Source organism: Kitasatospora sp. NPDC051984, from assembly GCF_044593455.1.
GTDB lineage: Bacteria > Actinomycetota > Actinomycetes > Streptomycetales > Streptomycetaceae > Kitasatospora.
Map to the genome: position 1 here is coordinate 376,673 of NZ_JBIUCB010000003.1, position 17,535 is coordinate 394,207.

General features: G+C 69.7%; 18 protein-coding genes and 1 pseudogene. 13 read left to right on the top strand and 6 right to left on the bottom strand.

Annotated elements, in window-relative coordinates:
• Positions 1-106: 106 nt before the first annotated feature.
• Entirely contained in the window at positions 107-1,315 is a 1,209-nt protein-coding gene (locus ACIHEI_RS08290; RefSeq protein WP_396606071.1) for a hypothetical protein, read from the bottom strand.
• 68 nt (positions 1,316-1,383) lie between these two features.
• Entirely contained in the window at positions 1,384-1,698 is a 315-nt protein-coding gene (locus tag ACIHEI_RS08295) for a hypothetical protein (protein WP_396606072.1), read from the bottom strand.
• 80 nt (positions 1,699-1,778) lie between these two features.
• Here ACIHEI_RS08295 and ACIHEI_RS08300 point away from each other — a divergent pair.
• Positions 1,779-2,015, top strand: a pseudogene (locus ACIHEI_RS08300) (LLM class flavin-dependent oxidoreductase); the annotation flags it as partial.
• A gap of 48 nt (positions 2,016-2,063) precedes the next feature.
• Here the strand turns inward: ACIHEI_RS08300 and ACIHEI_RS08305 are convergent.
• Together ACIHEI_RS08305 and ACIHEI_RS08310 are read right to left on the bottom strand one after the other, a co-directional pair.
• A complete protein-coding gene (locus ACIHEI_RS08305) occupies positions 2,064-2,528 on the bottom strand; it encodes a HEPN domain-containing protein (protein ID WP_396606073.1) in 465 nt (154 codons plus the stop codon).
• Positions 2,525-3,124, bottom strand: coding sequence for a MarR family transcriptional regulator (locus ACIHEI_RS08310; protein ID WP_396606074.1), 600 nt, complete (start codon positions 3,122-3,124; stop codon positions 2,525-2,527). The genes ACIHEI_RS08305 and ACIHEI_RS08310 overlap by 4 nt, the downstream gene beginning before the upstream one ends.
• A gap of 297 nt (positions 3,125-3,421) precedes the next feature.
• Here ACIHEI_RS08310 and ACIHEI_RS08315 point away from each other — a divergent pair, with 297 nt between their 5' ends.
• The 11 genes from ACIHEI_RS08315 (at position 3,422) to ACIHEI_RS08365 (ending at position 14,552) form a co-directional block, all read left to right on the top strand.
• On the top strand, positions 3,422-4,276 hold the full coding sequence (locus ACIHEI_RS08315; RefSeq protein ID WP_396606075.1) for a hypothetical protein: 855 nt from the start codon (positions 3,422-3,424) through the stop codon (positions 4,274-4,276).
• Positions 4,277-4,392: 116 nt separating this feature from the next.
• Positions 4,393-5,280, top strand: a complete 888-nt coding sequence (locus tag ACIHEI_RS08320; RefSeq protein WP_396606076.1) for an LLM class flavin-dependent oxidoreductase — start codon at positions 4,393-4,395, stop codon at positions 5,278-5,280.
• A 123-nt stretch (positions 5,281-5,403) separates the two neighbouring features.
• Positions 5,404-6,771 carry a hypothetical protein gene (locus ACIHEI_RS08325; RefSeq protein ID WP_396606077.1) on the top strand — a complete coding sequence of 456 codons (1,368 nt, stop codon included), beginning with the start codon at positions 5,404-5,406 and terminating at the stop codon, positions 6,769-6,771.
• A gap of 243 nt (positions 6,772-7,014) precedes the next feature.
• Positions 7,015-7,875, top strand: a complete 861-nt coding sequence (locus ACIHEI_RS08330; protein ID WP_396606078.1) for a hypothetical protein — start codon at positions 7,015-7,017, stop codon at positions 7,873-7,875.
• Between the two features lie 34 nt (positions 7,876-7,909).
• Positions 7,910-8,902 carry a hypothetical protein gene (locus ACIHEI_RS08335; protein ID WP_396606079.1) on the top strand — a complete coding sequence of 331 codons (993 nt, stop codon included), beginning with the start codon at positions 7,910-7,912 and terminating at the stop codon, positions 8,900-8,902.
• On the top strand, positions 8,899-9,816 hold the full coding sequence (locus ACIHEI_RS08340; RefSeq protein WP_396606080.1) for a hypothetical protein: 918 nt from the start codon (positions 8,899-8,901) through the stop codon (positions 9,814-9,816). The genes ACIHEI_RS08335 and ACIHEI_RS08340 overlap by 4 nt, the downstream gene beginning before the upstream one ends.
• Positions 9,813-10,817 carry a hypothetical protein gene (locus ACIHEI_RS08345; protein ID WP_396606081.1) on the top strand — a complete coding sequence of 335 codons (1,005 nt, stop codon included), beginning with the start codon at positions 9,813-9,815 and terminating at the stop codon, positions 10,815-10,817. The genes ACIHEI_RS08340 and ACIHEI_RS08345 overlap by 4 nt, the downstream gene beginning before the upstream one ends.
• A 150-nt stretch (positions 10,818-10,967) precedes the next feature.
• The gene (locus ACIHEI_RS08350; RefSeq protein ID WP_396606082.1) at positions 10,968-11,981 is read left to right on the top strand and encodes an ABC transporter ATP-binding protein; all 1,014 of its coding nucleotides are present in this window, start codon (positions 10,968-10,970) and stop codon (positions 11,979-11,981) included.
• A complete protein-coding gene (locus ACIHEI_RS08355; RefSeq protein ID WP_392953193.1) occupies positions 11,978-12,874 on the top strand; it encodes an ABC transporter permease in 897 nt (298 codons plus the stop codon). The genes ACIHEI_RS08350 and ACIHEI_RS08355 overlap by 4 nt, the downstream gene beginning before the upstream one ends.
• A 9-nt stretch (positions 12,875-12,883) precedes the next feature.
• Positions 12,884-13,825 carry an ABC transporter ATP-binding protein gene (locus tag ACIHEI_RS08360; RefSeq protein WP_396606083.1) on the top strand — a complete coding sequence of 314 codons (942 nt, stop codon included), beginning with the start codon at positions 12,884-12,886 and terminating at the stop codon, positions 13,823-13,825.
• 10 nt (positions 13,826-13,835) lie between these two features.
• Complete coding sequence (locus ACIHEI_RS08365; protein ID WP_387640304.1) at positions 13,836-14,552, top strand: ABC transporter permease; 717 nt, start codon at positions 13,836-13,838, stop codon at positions 14,550-14,552.
• Between the two features lie 74 nt (positions 14,553-14,626).
• On the opposite strand, the gene ACIHEI_RS08370 is transcribed toward ACIHEI_RS08365, so the two are convergent.
• Both ACIHEI_RS08370 and ACIHEI_RS08375 read right to left on the bottom strand, forming a co-directional pair.
• Positions 14,627-15,874 (bottom strand): CynX/NimT family MFS transporter, encoded by a 1,248-nt coding sequence (locus ACIHEI_RS08370; RefSeq protein ID WP_392953201.1) that lies wholly within the window; start codon positions 15,872-15,874, stop codon positions 14,627-14,629.
• A gap of 59 nt (positions 15,875-15,933) precedes the next feature.
• Positions 15,934-16,653 (bottom strand): FadR/GntR family transcriptional regulator, encoded by a 720-nt coding sequence (locus tag ACIHEI_RS08375; RefSeq protein ID WP_051653221.1) that lies wholly within the window; start codon positions 16,651-16,653, stop codon positions 15,934-15,936.
• Positions 16,654-17,147: 494 nt separating this feature from the next.
• On the opposite strand from ACIHEI_RS08375, the gene ACIHEI_RS08380 reads away from it, so the two are divergent.
• On the top strand, positions 17,148-17,522 hold the full coding sequence (locus ACIHEI_RS08380) for a peptidase inhibitor family I36 protein (protein WP_396606084.1): 375 nt from the start codon (positions 17,148-17,150) through the stop codon (positions 17,520-17,522).
• The last annotated feature ends 13 nt before the right edge of the window (positions 17,523-17,535 follow it).

A 17,535-nucleotide genomic window follows, 5' to 3' on the forward strand; every position in this document is an offset into this window, starting at 1 on the left:
ATCCTGCGACCGTTCAGCCGCATGCGTGTCCACCGGAACGAGAGCGAATGCCGATCTAGGCCATGCCGCACATGGGTCGCTACTGATCACAGAGAACCAGCCTCGGTCACGGGTGGCCGGGTCGACCCGGCACACGCCGTGTCCTGGAGAACCTCTGCCGACGGCCGCCGGCAGCGAGTTCGCTGAGACGCTCACCGATCACGGAAACGCCCGGGCGGGGCTCCTGCTCGTAGTACCAGGGCTTGCGCCGGCGCAGCAGTTCCTCGCCGTGCTCGTCCCAGGTGAATCCGGGCTTCCGCAGCAGCTTCCGGAACACCTCGTCGACGGTCTCCGGGTGGGCGGCGGCCAGGCGGCGGAGCGGCAGCGGTGCAATCGACTCCTCGCGCAGGTACACGCGCAGCAGGTCCTGGTGCTGCCTGCGGCCAGGGAGGGCCGGATCGGCGAAGAGGTCCCGCAGCATCCCGTAGTCCGCGTAGAAGTTGAGCCCGTCGACTTCGTCGTAAATGACACCGACCGTTTCCGATTCCGCGAGTCCTCGCGGCAGTTCGAAGGCCGGGAAGGCCAGGCCGGGGAGCCGCCTGCCCCGGGCCCGGTCGGGATGCTCGGCGGCGGCGGCTTCCTGCCGGTGCCGGTAGTAGGCGTTGAGCCGCTCCTCGGTTTCGGCAGGGGGAAGGACCAGTTCGTCGCTGCCGCAGAACTCGATGAACGCGGTTCGGTCCTCCCGCATCGAGCGCCAGCCCTGCTCGATCTTCTCGGGGTTGCGGAAGACCAATGGGGGGTGTTCGGTAGCCAGTTGGAGCGCCGCCCGGGCGATCTCGGTGGCGCTGGACTTCGGGTAGGACGACATCGTTCCGGAGATCAGCCACGCCCCGTCGACCGAGTGGACGGGCACCAGGCAGGTGTGCAGGAATCCCCCCTTGGACACTCCGCGGAAGGCCACCCGCCCGACGTTCGAGTACGTGCGGTACTCCAGGTCGTCGATCAGGTTCAGCAGGACGACGGCGTCCCCATCCTTGCGCCGGATCTCGAAGATGCCCTCGACGGGGTCACGCCAGCCGAGAAGCATCTCCCGATCCGCCTCGGTCAAGCCCCGTCGTCCGGCGACGAACCGGTCCACCACGGTCGAACCGTCCGGCAAGCGGTACCGCAGGATGAAGTTGTCGATGATCCGGATCGCATCGCCTTCCTCCAACTGCCGCTGGGGCCCGGCGGCCTCCAGGAGGTGGGGCGTCAACCACCGGTCGAAGCGCGCGCTCTGGGCGAAGGCGACGAGTTCACCCTTCAGTTCGGAGCTTCGCTCGATCAGGTCCCGCAACGATGCCTCATCCTCGTTCCGTACCACGACAGCCATGCAGGCCCTCTCGATCTCGAAGGTTCCGGCGCTCACTGCGTCCAGTAGTAGCGGTACGCCTCGACCCACTCCGCTCCGTCCGGAGCCGGTTCCGGCAGCTGAAGGTCCAGCAATCCGATCGTCTGCCGGAACTCACCGCGGGTGCACAGGGCGACGATCCTTCCGTCCAGTGAGAGGTCGATGCCGCGCACGGTCACCTCGGCGCCCAGCACCGAGGTGCTGAACGGCACCGACAGGTTCTCCTCGACGGCGGTGAACAGAGCCGACAGCTCCTCGTGCTCGTCGTAGGTGTCGACCGTCGCTTCCTCGACCAGCGCGGCCAGTTCTCGCCGGCTCAACGTGCCCATGGCGCCACGCTAGTGGACCTGCTCGTGCCGACTTGCGGGCGGTCCGAAGTCCCGCCGATCCGCGCGCGTATCGTCACTGCATGCGCTTGAGTTCCGTTATCCTGCCCATCCACCGGTGGGGCGAGGGACAGAAGATCTGGCGGCGGGCCGAGGAACTCGGGTTCCACGCCGCCTACACGTATGACCACCTGTCGTGGCGGAGCTTCCGGGACGAGCCGTGGTTCGGGGCGATCCCGACCTTGACCGCTGCGGCGACAGCTACGCAGAGTATGCGATTGGGTACCCTCGTGACGTCGGTCAAGCCTCGTTCACCCATCGCACGCTGACCTTGGCCGACCCTCCCGCGAGTGGTAACTGAAAAACTTTCAGAAGCGGCTCATCTCATCCAGGACCCGCTCTGCAAGCTCGGTGATCGCCTTGACCTTCGGAAGGTCATTGGCCACATCCCGGGCTTCGATCCCGGGTGCGTCCAGATCCGCGTACTCCGCCTGGTTCCGGCGTCGGCGCATGCGGTCGAAGGGCCGGAGAATCGCCCCGAGGGGCGGATCGAGTTGCGCGCCGACAGCTTCCAGAACTGCGATGTGACCCCCTCGGCTGGTCGGACGCAACCCCTGGTTCTCCAGGACCGCGACCAGTGCCTTGCGTGCCGCGTCGTACAGCAGTTGGTAGGCGCCGATCGCATCGAAGGAGACGACGGCCTCGGCGGCTTTGAGATGGTTCGACGCCTGGGCCAGGAGCTTGTCGGCCTGCTCCCTGCTCGCTGGTACGCGCTCCAACTCCTTGCGCGCCAACATGCCTTCGACCGCGGCGCGGCCCTGCTGCCACTTCATCCCTTGTGCTTCCTTTCGAACGCCTCGAGCTGAACCGTCGGCCGACGTCTGACGCCTGAGAGGAACGGGTCCGTGCCCGGCTCCTGCCAACGGGCGGGCGAGACCCGGTGAACGTTGACTTCTCGGTAGAGCAGTCGCTCCGCCTTGCGCGCAGCCTCGTACAGATCGTCCTCGTCGGGGTTGCCCACCACGAGGACATCGACGTCGTTGGGCACCCCACCGTGCTCCCCGGTGTAACGTGCCGCCCAGGAGCCGTAGATGTGGGCTTCCTCCACGCCAGCGAGCGGTAGCAGCAGATCTCCGAGCACGGCGATCGGACCGTAGGTGAGGGCGAACAGCTCGGTCAGTGGGCCTGCCAGCCGCCCGGTGGTGTTGGCCCGCAGGAGGCGGAGGTTCCCATGCCGTCGCGCTGTGATCAGTTCCGCTTCAACCAATCGATCCGCCTCGCGGCTGGCTGTTGCAGACGAGACGCCGAAACGCGAGGCGAGCTCCGCGAGCGATGCCTCTTCTCGCGGATGCAGATACAGCCAGGCCAGCAACTCGCCCTGGAATGGGGTGCGCAGGAGCGGTAGCAGCGCCGGCGGGGGAGTTTGCATAAGTTGCAGGATAGCTTGCTCCTTACGCAAGCTCCACCATGGAGTCGCGATGTCACCCTTGCGGGCGATGAGATTCGCGCGCGATGGCGGGCGCTGCCTCGCCGTGGCTCGAGCGACGGCTCTCGTGGCAAACGGACAGAGTGTGTCAAGTCGGCGCCAGTTTCGAAAATTGGGCGACCACAAGTAATTTTAATTCGTGAAATTCTGATCACATTTTGTCGATCGACCTTTCGGTCAGAGCTGCGCGCTAGGCTCAATCGGAGACCTGTTTGAACGCATTCACATGTAAGGTGCAACTTGTCGACGGTAAAGCTCCCGCCGCTTCCGGATGGCCCGTCCTACATGGTCATCACTCCTCGTATGGCGGATCTTTGGCTCGCCCACTGCAACCCCGAGCATAATCGCGTTCTCTCTGACACTGTCTATGAGCGCTATGCGCGTGCCATGGCAAAGGGTGAATGGAGGACGACGCACCAGGGAATCGCTTTTGATACCACCGGGCGACTGCTCGACGGGCAGCATCGGCTGATGGCGATCAAGATTTCAAACGTCTCGGTCGAGATGCTGGTGATTCCAAACTGCCTTGTTGAGACGTTCGACGTGCTGGATGCGGGTCACCGCCGCCAAGCGGCTCAACTTCTGAAGATCCCTCACCGTGTGACCGTAGCGGCTGCAGCTCGAATCATCGGCCATCTCTACAAGATGTGGGATCCCGTTACTCTTTTCGATGGCTTTTATGACAGTAGGGCGTCGACTTCTGACATTCTGAAGGCAGTGGCCGCATGGCCTGAGCTGATTAGTATGGCGCCTCGTGCATCTGCCTGTTACAGGGCTGCGGGAATCAACCAGCCCACGCATCTGGTGGTTCTTGCTCAGGCTGCACGCACGGAATATGCGGACCGGATCGACGATTGGGCCAAGGGTCTTGAGTCCGGTGCAAATATGGATCAGAAAGATCCTCGTCTCGTGCTGCGAAACCGATTCTTTCGTGACCGGGTTCTCCTGGGGACCAGTGCCGGCCGAAAGAGTGCCTACAACCTTATCGCCAAGTCGTGGAACAGTTGGGCTCAAGGAAACCTCATGGGAACGCTCAAGGTTCTGGACGGCGAAGGTGTGATTCCGGTGATCGGAACGGAGAAGTTCAGGCCCTGATGATCAGACCCGCCCTGCCCAGGCGGCGGAGATCAGGGAGCCAGGGCGATGGCGCTTCCGCCCAGCGCTGTTGAGTGCCGCTCTGGCATCGTTCGATTCGTGCGTATCGTCGTTGCATGCGACTGAGCACGGTGATCCTCCCCATCCACCGGTGGAGCGAGGGGCAGAAGGTGTGGCGGCGGGCCGAGGAGCTCGGGTTCCACGCGGCCTACACGTACGACCACCTGAGCTGGCGGAGCTTCCGGGAGGAGCCCTGGTTCGGGTCGGTGCCGACGTTGACGGCGGCGGCGTGTGCGACCGAGCGGATCAGGCTCGGGACGTTGGTGACGTCGCCGAACTTCCGGCACCCGGTGACGCTGGCGAAGGAACTGATCACGCTGGACGACGTGTCCGGTGGGCGGGTGACGCTCGGGGTGGGGGCCGGGGGGTCGGGGTTCGATGCGACGGCGCTCGGGCAGGAGGCGTGGTCGCCGAAGGAGCGGGCCGACCGGCTGGGTGAATTCCTGCCGCTGCTGGACGAGTTGCTGAGGGAGGACGCCACGACGCGGGAGGGCGCGTACTACTCGGCGGTGGAGGCCCGGAACATCCCCGGCTGCGTACAGACGCCCCGGGTGCCGTTCTACGTGGCGGCGACGGGGCCGCGCGGCCTGCGGCTGGCGGCCGAGTACGGCCAGGGCTGGGTGACGTACGGGGACGCGAAGGCGCCGGCCGACGTGCCGGCGGAGCAGGCGCCCGCGGTGATCGCCCGGCAGATCGCGAAACTGACCGAAGCGTGTGAGCAACGCGGCCGGGACGTCGGCGAGTTGGAGAAGCTGCTGCTGCAGGGATCGACCGCCGAGCAGCCGTTGCAGTCGGTGGACGCCTTCGTCGACTGGGCGGGAACGTACCGGGAACTGGGGATCACCGAACTCGTGGTGCACTGGCCCGTCCCGGACTCGATCTTCGCGAACGATCCCGCCGTCTTCGAGCGGATCGCCACCGACGGACTGCGGCAACTGGGTTGAGCGAACGTCGGTAGGAAGGGGGCAGGACCGGTCAGGGGTCGCCGCAGGCGTGGTCGGAGGGGAGTCCTAGGCTCGTCGCAGCCCGGCGCGCGGCCGGGGCGGTGGCCTCTGAAGGGGGTACGGATGAGCGGGGACAACAGAGGTCCCGGGCAGCAGCCCGGCGGGCAGTGGGGACAGGGACAGCCCTCCGGTCAGGGGCAGTGGCCGGGGTACGGGCAGGCCGGTGCGCCCGGCGGCGGCTGGGGGCAGGGCCCCTGGGGGGCCGTGCCGCTCGCGCCCCAGCCGGGCGTCATCCCGCTGCGCCCGCTGTCGTTCGGCGAGATGTTCAGCGCGGTGTTCGACACCGTCCGCCGCTACTTCAAGGCGCTCTACCTGCCGTTGCTCGCACTGGTCGGTATCGGCGCGGTGCCGGTGACGGTGGTCGCGCTGTTCTTCGTGGGCGACCTGCGCGACGCGATCGAGCGCCTGCCCGACGACGGGAGCGCGCCGACCTGGCAGCAGCTGTGGGACCTGGTGAGCCCGGTGGTGCTGCTGATCCTGGTGCTCGGACTGGTGCTGTTCGCCCTCAACGTCGTGGTCGCCCCGCTGGCCACCGTGGTGCTGCGGGCGGCGACGCTCGGCCGTCCGATGACGGCCGGTCAGGCCTGGAAGGAGGCGCTTCCCAAGCTGTGGCCGGCCGTGCTGTCCCAGGCCGCGGTGCTCGTGCCGATGTTCCTGCTGGAGGTCCTGGCGTTCGGCGGCCCGGTGGCCCTCACGGTGCTGAACGACAACCCGCTGCCGGTGCTGCTCCTGCTCGTGCTCCTTCCGGCCGTCTCGATCGGCAGCGTGTTCGTCACCGTCCGGCTGACGCTGCAGGTGCCGGTGCTGGTGCTGGAGGAGACCACGCCGATCGGCGCGATCCGCCGGGCCTGGCGCCTCAACGCGGGCAACTGGTGGCGCAGCCTGCTGCTGGGCTTCATCGTGGCGTTCGCCGGACGGGTCGCGGCGAACATCGTGACGGCTCCGCTCGGGATCGTCCTCGGGGCCATCATGCCGACCAGCACCGTCGGCGCCTCGTCGCAGGAGCCCGCGCTCCCCAGCAGCGGTGTGCTGACCACGCTGGTGGTGCTGGGCGCGCTGACCATGCTGCTGATCGCCGCGATGACGGCGCCGCTGACGCCGCTCGCCAACGGCGTGATGTACATCGACCGCCGGATCCGTACGGAGCGCCTCGACATCGCCCTGGCCGAGGCCGCCGGCATCCGACTGACCGACCCGGCGGCGCCGTCCGCTCCGCCCGCGCCGTCCGCTCCGTCCGCTCCGCCCGCGCAGCCGGGCCCGCAGTCTACCCCGCAGCCGGGCTCGCAACCCGCTCCGGCAGCCCCGGCGGCCCCTGCGGAACCGCCCGCGGGGCCCGCGTCGACCGCGTCGGAGGAGCGGTCCGAACCGTCCTCCGATGCCCCTGCGGGGCAGCCTGCTCCGTCCACGAAGGATGACTCGGGCACGAGCTGATTCGGACGGGGGTTGCGGTTCGGTCACGGCCTGTCCGATTGGCTCGGGATTGCGGCAAATCGGCCTGGCAACCGTGTTGTTGACGACTGCACAGGGCTCTCATAATTCGTGCACCGCACGGTGACACCTGTGTTCGGGCCGACCGGGGGGACAGCCCGTGGGGGCCGTGCGGTCGTCCACGCGCACCCTGGGGGGAGACCCTTGTCCGTTTCCGAACCGACCCCTGGTCAGGAGCCGGCCGCCGTGCCTGCCGACCGGCCGGCGGCCACCGAGCCCAACCCCGTCACCCCGGCCCCGGCCGAACCCGAGTTGGCCGCCGAGCCTGTTACTGAGCAGCCCGGCCCCGAGCAGCCCACCGCAGCCCGCGGGCTGCCCCGGGCGGCCGGCGTGGCCCTCGCGGTGGCCGGCCTGCTGGCCGTGACCGCGACCAGCGCGGCCGTCACCGTCGCGGTCGGCAAGCCCGACCCGGCCACCCGGGTGGCCGCCGCCCCGGCCGCCACCGCGAGCGCCTCGGCCAGTGCGAGCGCGAGCGCCTCGCCCAGCCCCTCGCCCACCCCGATCGCCACGCCGAGCGCGGTGCCGCGCCCGTCCAGCACGCTGCAGGGCAGCGTCTCCGGCGGCAAGCACTCCGGTGACCTGCGCTACTTCCTGCTGCCGGTGCCGGACAACGCCGACCCGTACGGTTCGGTGGACGGCGCGATGCTGAGCATGGACGACCTCCAGGCGCAGTACAAGGACAGCGTCGACATCAAGGAGGTGCTGGACTCCTGGGGCTTCAAGGACGCCGCCGGCCGCACCTACCGCCTCCGGGACGGCAAGACCGAGGTGCGCTCGGAACTCAAGCGCTTCGGCCGCACCGACCGCGCGCAGGGCTTCGCCGACCACTCGGGCTACGGCGACAACTCCTTCGACATCGACGGGGTGTCCAACGCCAAGGGCTACGTCTTCAAGCCCAAGGAGCAGGCGTACACCGGGGCGCTGATCGGTATCGGCGTGGTCGGCGACGTGGTCTACGAGATCACTGTCGAGGTGCAGGGCGACCCCGACAAGGCGCTGCTCTTCGACGCCATGAAGCGCGAGCGCGACCGCCTCACCAACGGCTGACGGCCGTCCCGAACTCTCTTTCCAGGAGTATCAGTTGAGCACCGAGTCCACGGGCGCCGCGGAGCCCGGGGCGGCCGCCGCCGGGCCGTCCGAACCCCCGACGGCCACCCCGTCCACTACCGCCTCCGCCGACGCACCCGCCTCCGTCGACGCACCCGCCTCCGCCGACGCGCCCGACGCGCCCGACGCGCCCGACGCGCCCGACGCGCCCGACGCACCCGCCTCCGCCGAGGCGTCCGACGCACCCGACGCCCCGTCCGACGCCCCGTCCGGCGCGCCGACCACCGAGGGCTTCGAGCACGTCGAGGTGCTCGCCGGGGGTGAGGAACCCGCGCGCAAGAAGCGGAAGTTCGGCGTGGGCGCGATGTTCCTGACCGCCGTGGTGGCCGGGCCGGTGATCGGTGGGGTCATCGGTTACGGCATCCAGGCCTCCCGTCCGGCGACGCCGCTGCCCGAGCTCGCCGCGGTGAAGCTCAGCTACCCGGCCGAGCGGATCGACGCCAAGGCGCTGGCCGCGGCCGGCCCGCAGCCGCTGAACATCGACGGTGACCTGCGCGAGCTGCTGATCAAGCGTCCGGACGGCACCGAGGACGACAGCATGGGCAGCAACGGCTGGATGTCCGCCGCGGACGTGGCGAGGACCTTCGGCAACAGCGCCGAGCAGTTCTCCACGCTGCTGTCCGGTGGGTTCCGCCGGCAGGCGAACGTCAGCTGGATCGCCGGTGACGTCAAGTACCGGGTGAGCCTGCGGCAGTACCGGCCGGAGTCGGTGCACGAGGTGATGTCCGGCATGAGCCCGCGCCGCTCCGATCTGAGCCTCTCGAAGTTCGCAGGCAACGACGAGAGCATGGTCATGGTCTCCACGAAGCCCTACAAGTACGCCCGCAGCAGCGAGGAGTACTACTGGGGCGGGGCCGTGGCCCGGAAGGGCACCGTGCTGATGAGCATCGAGGTCTTCGCCAAGAACCCGGTCGACCGGAGCCAGCTGGAGGACATCGCCAAGCGACAGTGGGAGCGTCTCGCGTGACCGACATCGAATCCCCCGAGCCGGCCGCACCCGCGCAGCCGCCCACCGCCACCCCGCCGGTCGACGCCACGTCCGCCGCCACCACGGTCACCGAACCGGCTGCCGCCGCAGTCGAGTTCACCAAGCCGGACGCCGCGCAGGACGCCGCGCTGGACGCCGAGCCCGCGACCGCCCTGGCCGCGAAGCCGCGCCGGATCGCGCTCAAGGCGGCCGCCGCGGTGGTCGCGGCGGCGCTGGTCGGCGTCGGCATCGGCGAGGCGATCATCAAGGTCCACTACAAGGACACCCCGGCCGCGCCCACCGCGGCGGCCCCCGCCCCCTCGGCGAGCCCGGCCCAGGAGTGGGGTGCGAAGTCCAACGGCAATCACTTCGGCAGCCTGCGCGACCTGCTGCTGCCGATGCCGTCCAGCTACCACCTGGGCCCGGACTTCGGCTCGATCGGCAACGACAACGAGCTGCGTGACGCGGACCTGGACAGGGCGCTGAAGGAGACCATCGCCGACGTCCCGGAGAAGTACCGGAAGGACGCCGAGAACGCGCTGTCCTCGCTGCACATCCAGGGCATCGGCGCGCGCAGCCTGGTCACCATGGACAACCAGACCTCGGTGATGCTGGTGCTCAGCCAGTTCAACCAGCAGGCCGTGGAGGCGGAGAACAACTCGTACGGCAAGTGGTTCACCGACAACGAGCTGTACCGGCAGGGCCCGGGCGTGGCCGGCCACTCGGAGGCGCACTGCGCGCTGCCGACGCTGAAGGCCGGTGAGCAGCTCGACTTCCTGCAGTGCTACGCCGGCGTGGGCGACCTGCTGGTGCAGATGAGGGTCTCAGGGGTCGCGCCCCTCGACCAGAACAAGGTCGTCGACCTGTTCCGTCAGCAACTCGACCGACTGGCCATCCCGGGAGCCACCGCATGAGCACCGACATCACTCCGAACCCCGGTCCGGCCGAACCGTCCGAACCGATCGTGCCGGTCACCCCCGACGTCACCCCCGACGTCACCCCCGACGCCGCCACCACCGGGAACGGCGAGGCGCCCGGCGCCCTGGACGCCTTCGTCCCGGCCGGCCAGGGCGAGTCGCCCGAGCAGCCGAAGCGTGACCGCAAGCGGCTGTGGCAGGTCGGCGGGGCGCTGCTGCTGACGGTGGTGACCGGCGCGGCCACCGCCGTCGCGGTGACCCTGCCGGACCGCACCGACCTGCCGGGTCTGGCCACGCCGAACGACGGCCGTTACGTGTTCCCGCAGTTGACGATGCCTCCGCTGCCGGTGGGCGCCTCGGCGCCGTCCGACTACAAGATCAAGACGCACGCCGCGGACCTGCGGGCGCTGCTGCTGCCGCTGCCCAACGGCGCCGTCGGCACCGGCCCGTCGGCCGCCCCGAGCGGGTCCGCGTCCGCCTCCCCGAGCGCGAGCGCGTCCGCGAGCGCCTCCGCGTCGGCCGGCGCTTCCGCGAGTGCGCCCGCGAGCCTGCCGCCGGTGGCGGGCCGCTGGGTGCCGTGCGACCGGGACATGATGCTGGCCAACGACGACCAGTACGCGCAGCGGCTGGTCAGCGACGCCTGCCGCGGCGCGGCCGCGCAGGGCTGGACCACCAAGGACGGCACCCGCACCGAGCTGCGGCTGATCCGGTTCGGCTCGGCGGACGAGGCGACCAACTTCTTCTCGTTCGCGAACCAGCTGGACGCCACCAAGGACATCCACTCCACCTCCCTGGACGTCGCCCACACCTACAAGGTGGCGCTCGGCAGCGTGAACGTCCGGCTCTCGGACGCGAAGGCCGGCGACGTGCCCACCGGCCGGCTCGGCTGGCTGCAGTGCGGCGACGTGGTCGCGCTGGTCCAGATGACCAATCCGAACGGCGTCCCGGACCAGGCGTTCCGGCAGATCCTGCTGCTGCAGAGCAGCCTGATGGTATGAAAAACCTGTACGGACAGGTGAGTTGACGAAGCGACGATTCCCGGCCCGCCCCCGCAACCCCTAGGGGGCGGGCCCGGAGTGTCATCCCGTGGGCGGACGGAAGCTCAGCTTGTCAGCGCATTCCGCGCCGGGGGTGGCGGCACTACGTTGATGACCGTGTCCACAGTCATCAAGACGGACGGCCTCACCAAGAGGTTCCCCCGGGTCACCGCCCTCGACCGGCTCACCGTGGAGGTGCAGCCCGGCGTGGTCGGACTGGTCGGAGCGAACGGTGCGGGCAAGTCCACCCTCATCAAGATCCTGCTCGGCCTGTCCCCCGCCACCGAAGGCACCGGACAGGTACTCGGGCTGGACATCGCCACCCAAGGCGCGGAGATCCGCGAACGGGTCGGCTACATGCCCGAACACGACTGCCTGCCGCCGGACGTGTCCGCCACCGAGTTCGTCGTCCACATGGCCCGGATGTCCGGCCTGCCGGCCGCCGCCGCCCGCGAACGCACCGCCGACACGCTGCGCCACGTCGGCCTGTACGAGGAGCGCTACCGCCCGATGGGCGGCTACTCGACCGGCATGAAGCAGCGCGTGAAGCTCGCCCAGGCACTCGTCCACGACCCGCAGTTGGTGCTGCTGGACGAGCCGACCAACGGCCTCGACCCGGTCGGCCGGGACGAGATGCTCGGCCTGATCCGCCGCATCCACACCGACTTCGGCATCTCGGTGCTGGTCACCACCCACCTGCTGGGCGAGCTGGAACGCACCTGCGACCACCTGGTGGTGATCGACGGCGGCAAGCTGCTGCGGTCCTCCTCCACCGCCTCGTTCACCGAGGCCACCCAGCTGCTCGCGGTCGAGGTCACCGACCACCCCACCGACCACACCTTCGACGCCGAACAGGTGCTGCGCGAACGCCTCACCGCCGCCGGACTGACGGTGCGCGCCGACAGCGGCCGCATCCTGCTGGTGGAACTCGCCGGCGACGAGACCTACGACACCGTCCGCGACACCGTGGACGACCTCGGCCTCGGCCTGATCCGGCTCGAGCAGCGCCGCCACCGGGTCGCCGAGATCTTCAGCAGCAACTCCGACGGCGACCAGCAGCCCGCCCGGTCCGAGACGCATGACCAGCAGGCCGCGGCCGTGCCGGCAGGAGGCGAGCAGGCATGACCACCCCCGCCAACACCCACAGCGGCGTCATCCACGACATCGGCTACCGCCCCTACACCGGTCCCCGGCTGGGACGCGGCTACGCCACCCGCTCGCTGTACGTGCAGAGCCTGCGCGCCGCGTTCGGCCTCGGCCGCTCCGGCAAGTCCAAGGTGCTGCCGTTCCTGCTCCTCGGCGGCCTGGTCGCCCCGGCGCTCGCGATGCTCGCCATCGCCACCTTCGCCGGCCTGAAGCAGATGCCGCTGGACTACGCCCCGTACCTCGCCAACTTCGGGGTACTGACCCAGATCTTCCTGGCCGCGCAGGCCCCCGTGCTGATGTCCCGCGACCTGCGCCACCACGTCGTACCGCTGTACTTCTCCCGCCCGGCCAGCCGCACCGACTACGTGGCAGCGAAGTTCGCCGCCATGTTCAGCGCCCTGCTGATCATCCTGACGCTGCCGCTGCTGGTGCTGTTCATCGGCTCGATGCTCGCCAAGTTCCCGTTCGGCGACAACCTGGTCCACCTGCTGTACGGCCTGTTCGCCGCCGTCCTGTACGCGCTGCTGTACGCCGCGCTCGGCCTGCTGATCGCCGCCCTCACCCCGCGCCGCGGCTTCGGCGTCGCCGCCATCATGGGCACCCTGATGATCACCAGCGCGATCTCGGCGATCGTCCGCGGCCTGACCGGCGGCTACGACCCCGTCCCCAAGGAGTCCGCGGCCTGGGCCGAGCTGATCTCGCCCAGCGCCACCGTCCAGGGCCTGGTCAACAAGGTGTTCAACCTCGGCGGCGACGGCCCCGAGCGGCTGGCCGCCCCCGGCTCCTTCGGCGTGCTGGTGTTCGCCACGGTCATCGTCCTCCTCACGGCCGGCAGCTACGCGCTGACGCTGCGCCGCTACCGGAACGTCTGAGAGGCAGCCATGGCCGTCATCACCATCGACAAGGTCTCCCGCTGGTTCGGCAACGTGGTCGCCGTCAACGACGTCACCATGAACATCGGACCCGGCATCACCGGCCTCCTCGGCCCCAACGGCGCCGGAAAGTCCACCCTCATCCACATGATGAGCGGCTTCCTCGCCCCCTCCTCCGGCGCGGTCACCCTGGACGGCGCCCCGATCTGGCGCAACCAGCAGGTCTACCGGCAGATCGGCCTGGTCCCCGAGAAGGAGTCGATGTACGACTACCTGACGGGCTGGGAATTCGTCCTCGCCAACGCCGAACTGCACGGCCTCGCCGACCCCGGCGCCGCCGCCAAGCGGGCCCTCGCGCTGGTCGAGATGGAATACGCCCAGGAACGCCAGACCGGCACCTACTCCAAGGGCATGAAGCAGCGCGTCAAAATGGCCTCCGCCCTGGTCCACGACCCGGCGGTACTGCTGCTCGACGAGCCGTTCAACGGCATGGACCCGCGCCAGCGCCTCCAGCTGATGGAACTGCTGCGCCGCTTCGGCGCCGACGGGCGCACCGTGCTGTTCTCCTCGCACATCCTCGAAGAGGTCGAGCAACTCGCCCGCCACATCGAGGTGGTGGTGGCCGGACGGCACGCCGCGTCCGGCGACTTCCGCGAGATCCGCCGCCTGATGACCGACCGCCCGCACCAGTACCTGGTGCGCTCCAGCGACGACCGCCGCCTGGCCGCCGCGCTGATCGCGGACGGCTCCACGGCCGCCATCGAACTCGACGCCACCGCCCTGCCCCACAGCGGCTCCGCCGCAGGGGCCCTGCGCATCCAGGCGATCAACTTCCAGGGCTTCACCACCCTGCTGCCCAAGGTCGCCCGCGAGGCCGGCATCCGGCTGTACACCGTCTCCCCGGCCGACGAGTCGCTGGAAAGCGTCTTCTCGTACCTGGTCTCGTCCTGAAGGGCCCCCGATGAACACCACCGTCGCCAGGCTCACCGCGCGCGGGCTGTTCGGCCGCCGGCGCATCCTGATCCTGCTGGCCGTCCCGGTCCTGCTGCTGGTCATCGCGGTGATCGCCCGCAACAGCACCCTCGACAAGCTGGAACTCGCGCACAGCATCCTGGGCAACCTCGCCCTCGGCACCCTGGTCCCGATCACCGGACTGATCACCGGCACCGGCGTCATCGCCACCGAGATCGAGGACGGCTCGATCGTCTACCTGCTCGCCAAGCCGCTGCCGCGCTGGAAGATCGTCACCACCAAGCTGGCCGTCGCGATCGGCAGCACCTGGCTGCTCGCGACCGTCCCGACCTACCTGGCCGGGCTGATCCTCTACGGCGGCGCCGACAACGTCGCCCTCGGCTACGCCGTCGGCACCCTGGTGTCCGGCGCCGCCTACAGCGCGCTGTTCCTGCTGCTCGGCGTGGTCACCCGGCACGCCGTGATCGCCGGCCTCGCCTACGCGCTGATCTGGGAGAGCCTGATCGGCAACTACGTCGAGGGCGCCCGCACCCTGTCCGTCCAGCAGTGGGGCCTGTCGCTGACCAAGGCGATCGCAGCCGACGGCACCGTCACCGCCCCGGTCGCACTGACCACCGCGGTGTGGCTGCTGATCATCGCCGCCGTCGGCGCCACCGCGCTGGCCTCGGTCAAGCTGGCCGGCCTCACCCTCAACGGCGAGGAGTAGGCCGGAGGAACGCGAAACGGCGGGGACGGCACGCAGCCGTCCCCGCCGTTCGTCGTTCCCGAGTCGTCAGATCGTCAGATCGTCCGGTCGCGGCCCGCGCCCCAGCCGGCCACCGCCGCCACCGCGGCCAGCGCCAGCATCACGATCAGCGTCGCGTCCCAGCTGCCGGTCAGCTGCTTCAGCGCACCGCCGCCGACCGGACCGGCCGCCGCCACCAGGTAGCCCACCGCCTGGCTCATCCCGCCGAGCCGGGCCGCACCCAGCGCGTTCTCGGTCCGCAGCACGATGAACGCCAGACCCAGGCCCAGCGAACCGCCCTGCGCCAGACCCAGCACCGCCGCCGAGAACCACGCGCCCGACACCGGCGCCAGCAGCAGCCACGCGATGCCCGCCGCGTTCAGCCCGGCCATCGCCAGCGCCAGCCCGCGCTGCCGGGTCATCCGGCCCGCCGCCAGCGGCACCAGGAACGCGCTGACCACCTGCACCAGGTTGCTGAACGCGAACACCAGACCGGCCTCGCCGCGCGCCATCCCGTGGTCCGACAGGATCGTCGGCATCCACGCCACCAGGGTGTACACCAGCAGCGAGGAGATCCCCATGAACGCGCTGATCTGCCACGCCAGCGGAGACTTCCACGGGCTGACGGTGACGCGCTGCTCCGCCGTCGCCGGGGCCACCCGCAGCGGCACGGTCGGCTCCCGGCGGGCCTTCAGCACCTGCGGCAGCCAGGCCAGCCCGGCGACCAGCGCCAGCACCGACCAGGCGCCCAGCGACGCCTGCCAGCCACCGCCGAGGGCGTGCTCCAGCGGCACCGACAGCGCGGCCGCCATGGTCGCGCCGACCAGCATGGTGGTCGAGTAGACGCCGGTCATCATGGCCGCCCGGTGCGGGAACTCCCGCTTCACCAGGCCCGGCATCGACACGTTCAGCACCGCGATCGCCACACCGATCACCATGCAGCCCGCGTACAGCGTCCACACCGACGGCAGCACCCGCAGCAGCACACCCGCGCCCAGCGCCAGCACGGCGCCCAGCACCACCCGCTCGGTGCCGAACCGGCGGGTCAGCCGCGGCGTCAGCGGCGCGCCCACACCCTGGAACAGCACCGGCACCGTGGTGATCATGCCGCTCGCCGCCGCCGACAGTCCGAAGGTGCGCTGGATCTCCGCCACCATCGGCGAGACCGCCGCCAGGCAGGCCCGCATGTTCAGGGCCACCAGCACGATGCCCACCAGCAGCAGGGCGGGGTGCGCGAACTTGGCGGTTCGGGTACCGACCTTCGGATCGAGGACGGGCTGCACGGCACGGGTGACCGACGACATGGCGGGGCTGACTCTCTGTGCGGGTGGAAGAAGAAGCAGAACGGGCGGGCGGCGCGGCGCTACTTGCGCGCGGCGATCTCGGCGAGCAGCTGCTCCACCGCCGCCGTCGGTTCCGCCAGCAGGGCCCGACAGGCCGCCTCGGCCCGCTCCGGGTCACCGCTCTCGATCGCGTCGACCAGCGCCGCGTGGGTGCCGATCGCCACCTCGGGCATGTCGTGGTCGCCGAACGCCGCGCGCATCGACTCCCGCACCGAGGCTCCGAAGTACCGGTACACCTCGGTCAGCGCCGGGTTGTGCGCCGCCTCCACCACCGCCGTGTGGAACTCCAGGTCGTGCTCGACGGTGGCCTCCCGGCCGGCCCGCTCCGGGTGCGCGGCCATCACCTCGGCCTCCCGGGCCAGCGCGGCCCGCATCCGGGCCAGGTCGTCCGGGGTGTGCCGCTCGGCGGCCAGCCGGGCCGCCTCGGTCTCCAGCGCGGCCCGCACCTCCAGCACGTCCCGCACCCCCGACCGCTGCACTCCGCGCAGCACCGACGCCGGATCGCTGGTCGAGCGGACGAACGTCCCCTCGCCCTGCCGGGAGACCAGCATCCCCGCGTGCACCAGCACCCGGATCGCCTCCCGCACGGTGTTGCGACCCACCCGCAGCCGCTCGGCGAGCTCGTGCTCGGTCGGGATCCGCGACCCCACCGGCCACGCCCCGCCCGCCAGCTGCTCGCGCAGCTGCTCGATCGCCTCGTCCACCAGTGAACGCCGCCCGGCCGCCTGCAGTCCCTCCACGCCGGGCTCCCTTCTCGCTCACTGTCGGATGTCGGTCATCCTACAACTCCTTGCCCGGTCATCCTACAACTGCCCTGGCGTGCGAAAACGCCGCATCTGCGAGAAGAGAGGGGGAGATTGGCCGACCCCAGCCTGGTGGTGCTCGACGTATTCCGGATGCCGCGGCTCGGCCGGTGGCGCTGTCGGGGGCCAGGCTGCCGACGGTGATCATTGCGACCAGTGCGAACCGCATCACGCTCTGTCACCGCAGCGGGCTGCGTCCTGGTGGAAGATCCAAGGGTTTCCCCAGGATCAATTGGGAAAAGAGGGCGTAATCCTCCTGGCCCGGAGAAAGCGGAGTCAGTAACTCAGGGTGAATTTCTGCGATAATTATATTGATGCGTTCACCATGGGTCCCGCGCTGATAGTGTCCTTTTCGGCGCCAGCGCGGTGCTGGCGCGGTAAAGTTCCAGTGGGGGTACAAGATGAACGCAGTTCGACGTCGTATAGCCGCTGTGGCCCTGACGGCCGCCTTCGGGATCGGAATTCCGCTCGCGGCCGCCCCGAGTGCACTCGCCGACAATTCCGGCTCGTGCAACTGGAACAGCGTCTGTCTCTTCGCTGACAGCGACTTCTGGGGTGGCCTGTGGCAGCGCGACGCGTACTACAACACCTCCGACCAGAGCTACAACCTCGGGGACGCCGGGTTCAACGACTCCACGTCCTCGTGGATCAACAACGGTCAACACGACGCCAAGTGGTTCTGGGGGGCGAACCTCAGTGGCGGCAGCGAGTGCATGAACTCGTCCTCGCGCAACACCTACGTCGGCTGGTACAACAACGACGAGGCGAGCTCCGTGCAGGTCTACACCGACCAGTGGGCCTGCTGATCCAGGCCTGATG

Excerpts from the sequence above, each read along its gene's own strand:
- ACIHEI_RS08295 (WP_396606072.1), bottom strand. The coding sequence starts at position 1,698 with ATGGGCACGTTGAGCCGGCGAGAACTGGCCGCGCTGGTCGAGGAAGCG.
- ACIHEI_RS08305 (WP_396606073.1), bottom strand. The coding sequence starts at position 2,528 with ATGAAGTGGCAGCAGGGCCGCGCCGCGGTCGAAGGCATGTTGGCGCGC.
- ACIHEI_RS08310 (WP_396606074.1), bottom strand. The coding sequence starts at position 3,124 with ATGCAAACTCCCCCGCCGGCGCTGCTACCGCTCCTGCGCACCCCATTC.
- ACIHEI_RS08320 (WP_396606076.1), top strand. The coding sequence starts at position 4,393 with ATGCGACTGAGCACGGTGATCCTCCCCATCCACCGGTGGAGCGAGGGG.
- ACIHEI_RS08325 (WP_396606077.1), top strand. The coding sequence starts at position 5,404 with ATGAGCGGGGACAACAGAGGTCCCGGGCAGCAGCCCGGCGGGCAGTGG.
- ACIHEI_RS08345 (WP_396606081.1), top strand. The coding sequence starts at position 9,813 with ATGAGCACCGACATCACTCCGAACCCCGGTCCGGCCGAACCGTCCGAA.
- ACIHEI_RS08350 (WP_396606082.1), top strand. The coding sequence starts at position 10,968 with ATGACCGTGTCCACAGTCATCAAGACGGACGGCCTCACCAAGAGGTTC.
- ACIHEI_RS08355 (WP_392953193.1), top strand. The coding sequence starts at position 11,978 with ATGACCACCCCCGCCAACACCCACAGCGGCGTCATCCACGACATCGGC.
- ACIHEI_RS08360 (WP_396606083.1), top strand. The coding sequence starts at position 12,884 with ATGGCCGTCATCACCATCGACAAGGTCTCCCGCTGGTTCGGCAACGTG.
- ACIHEI_RS08365 (WP_387640304.1), top strand. The coding sequence starts at position 13,836 with ATGAACACCACCGTCGCCAGGCTCACCGCGCGCGGGCTGTTCGGCCGC.
- ACIHEI_RS08370 (WP_392953201.1), bottom strand. The coding sequence starts at position 15,874 with ATGTCGTCGGTCACCCGTGCCGTGCAGCCCGTCCTCGATCCGAAGGTC.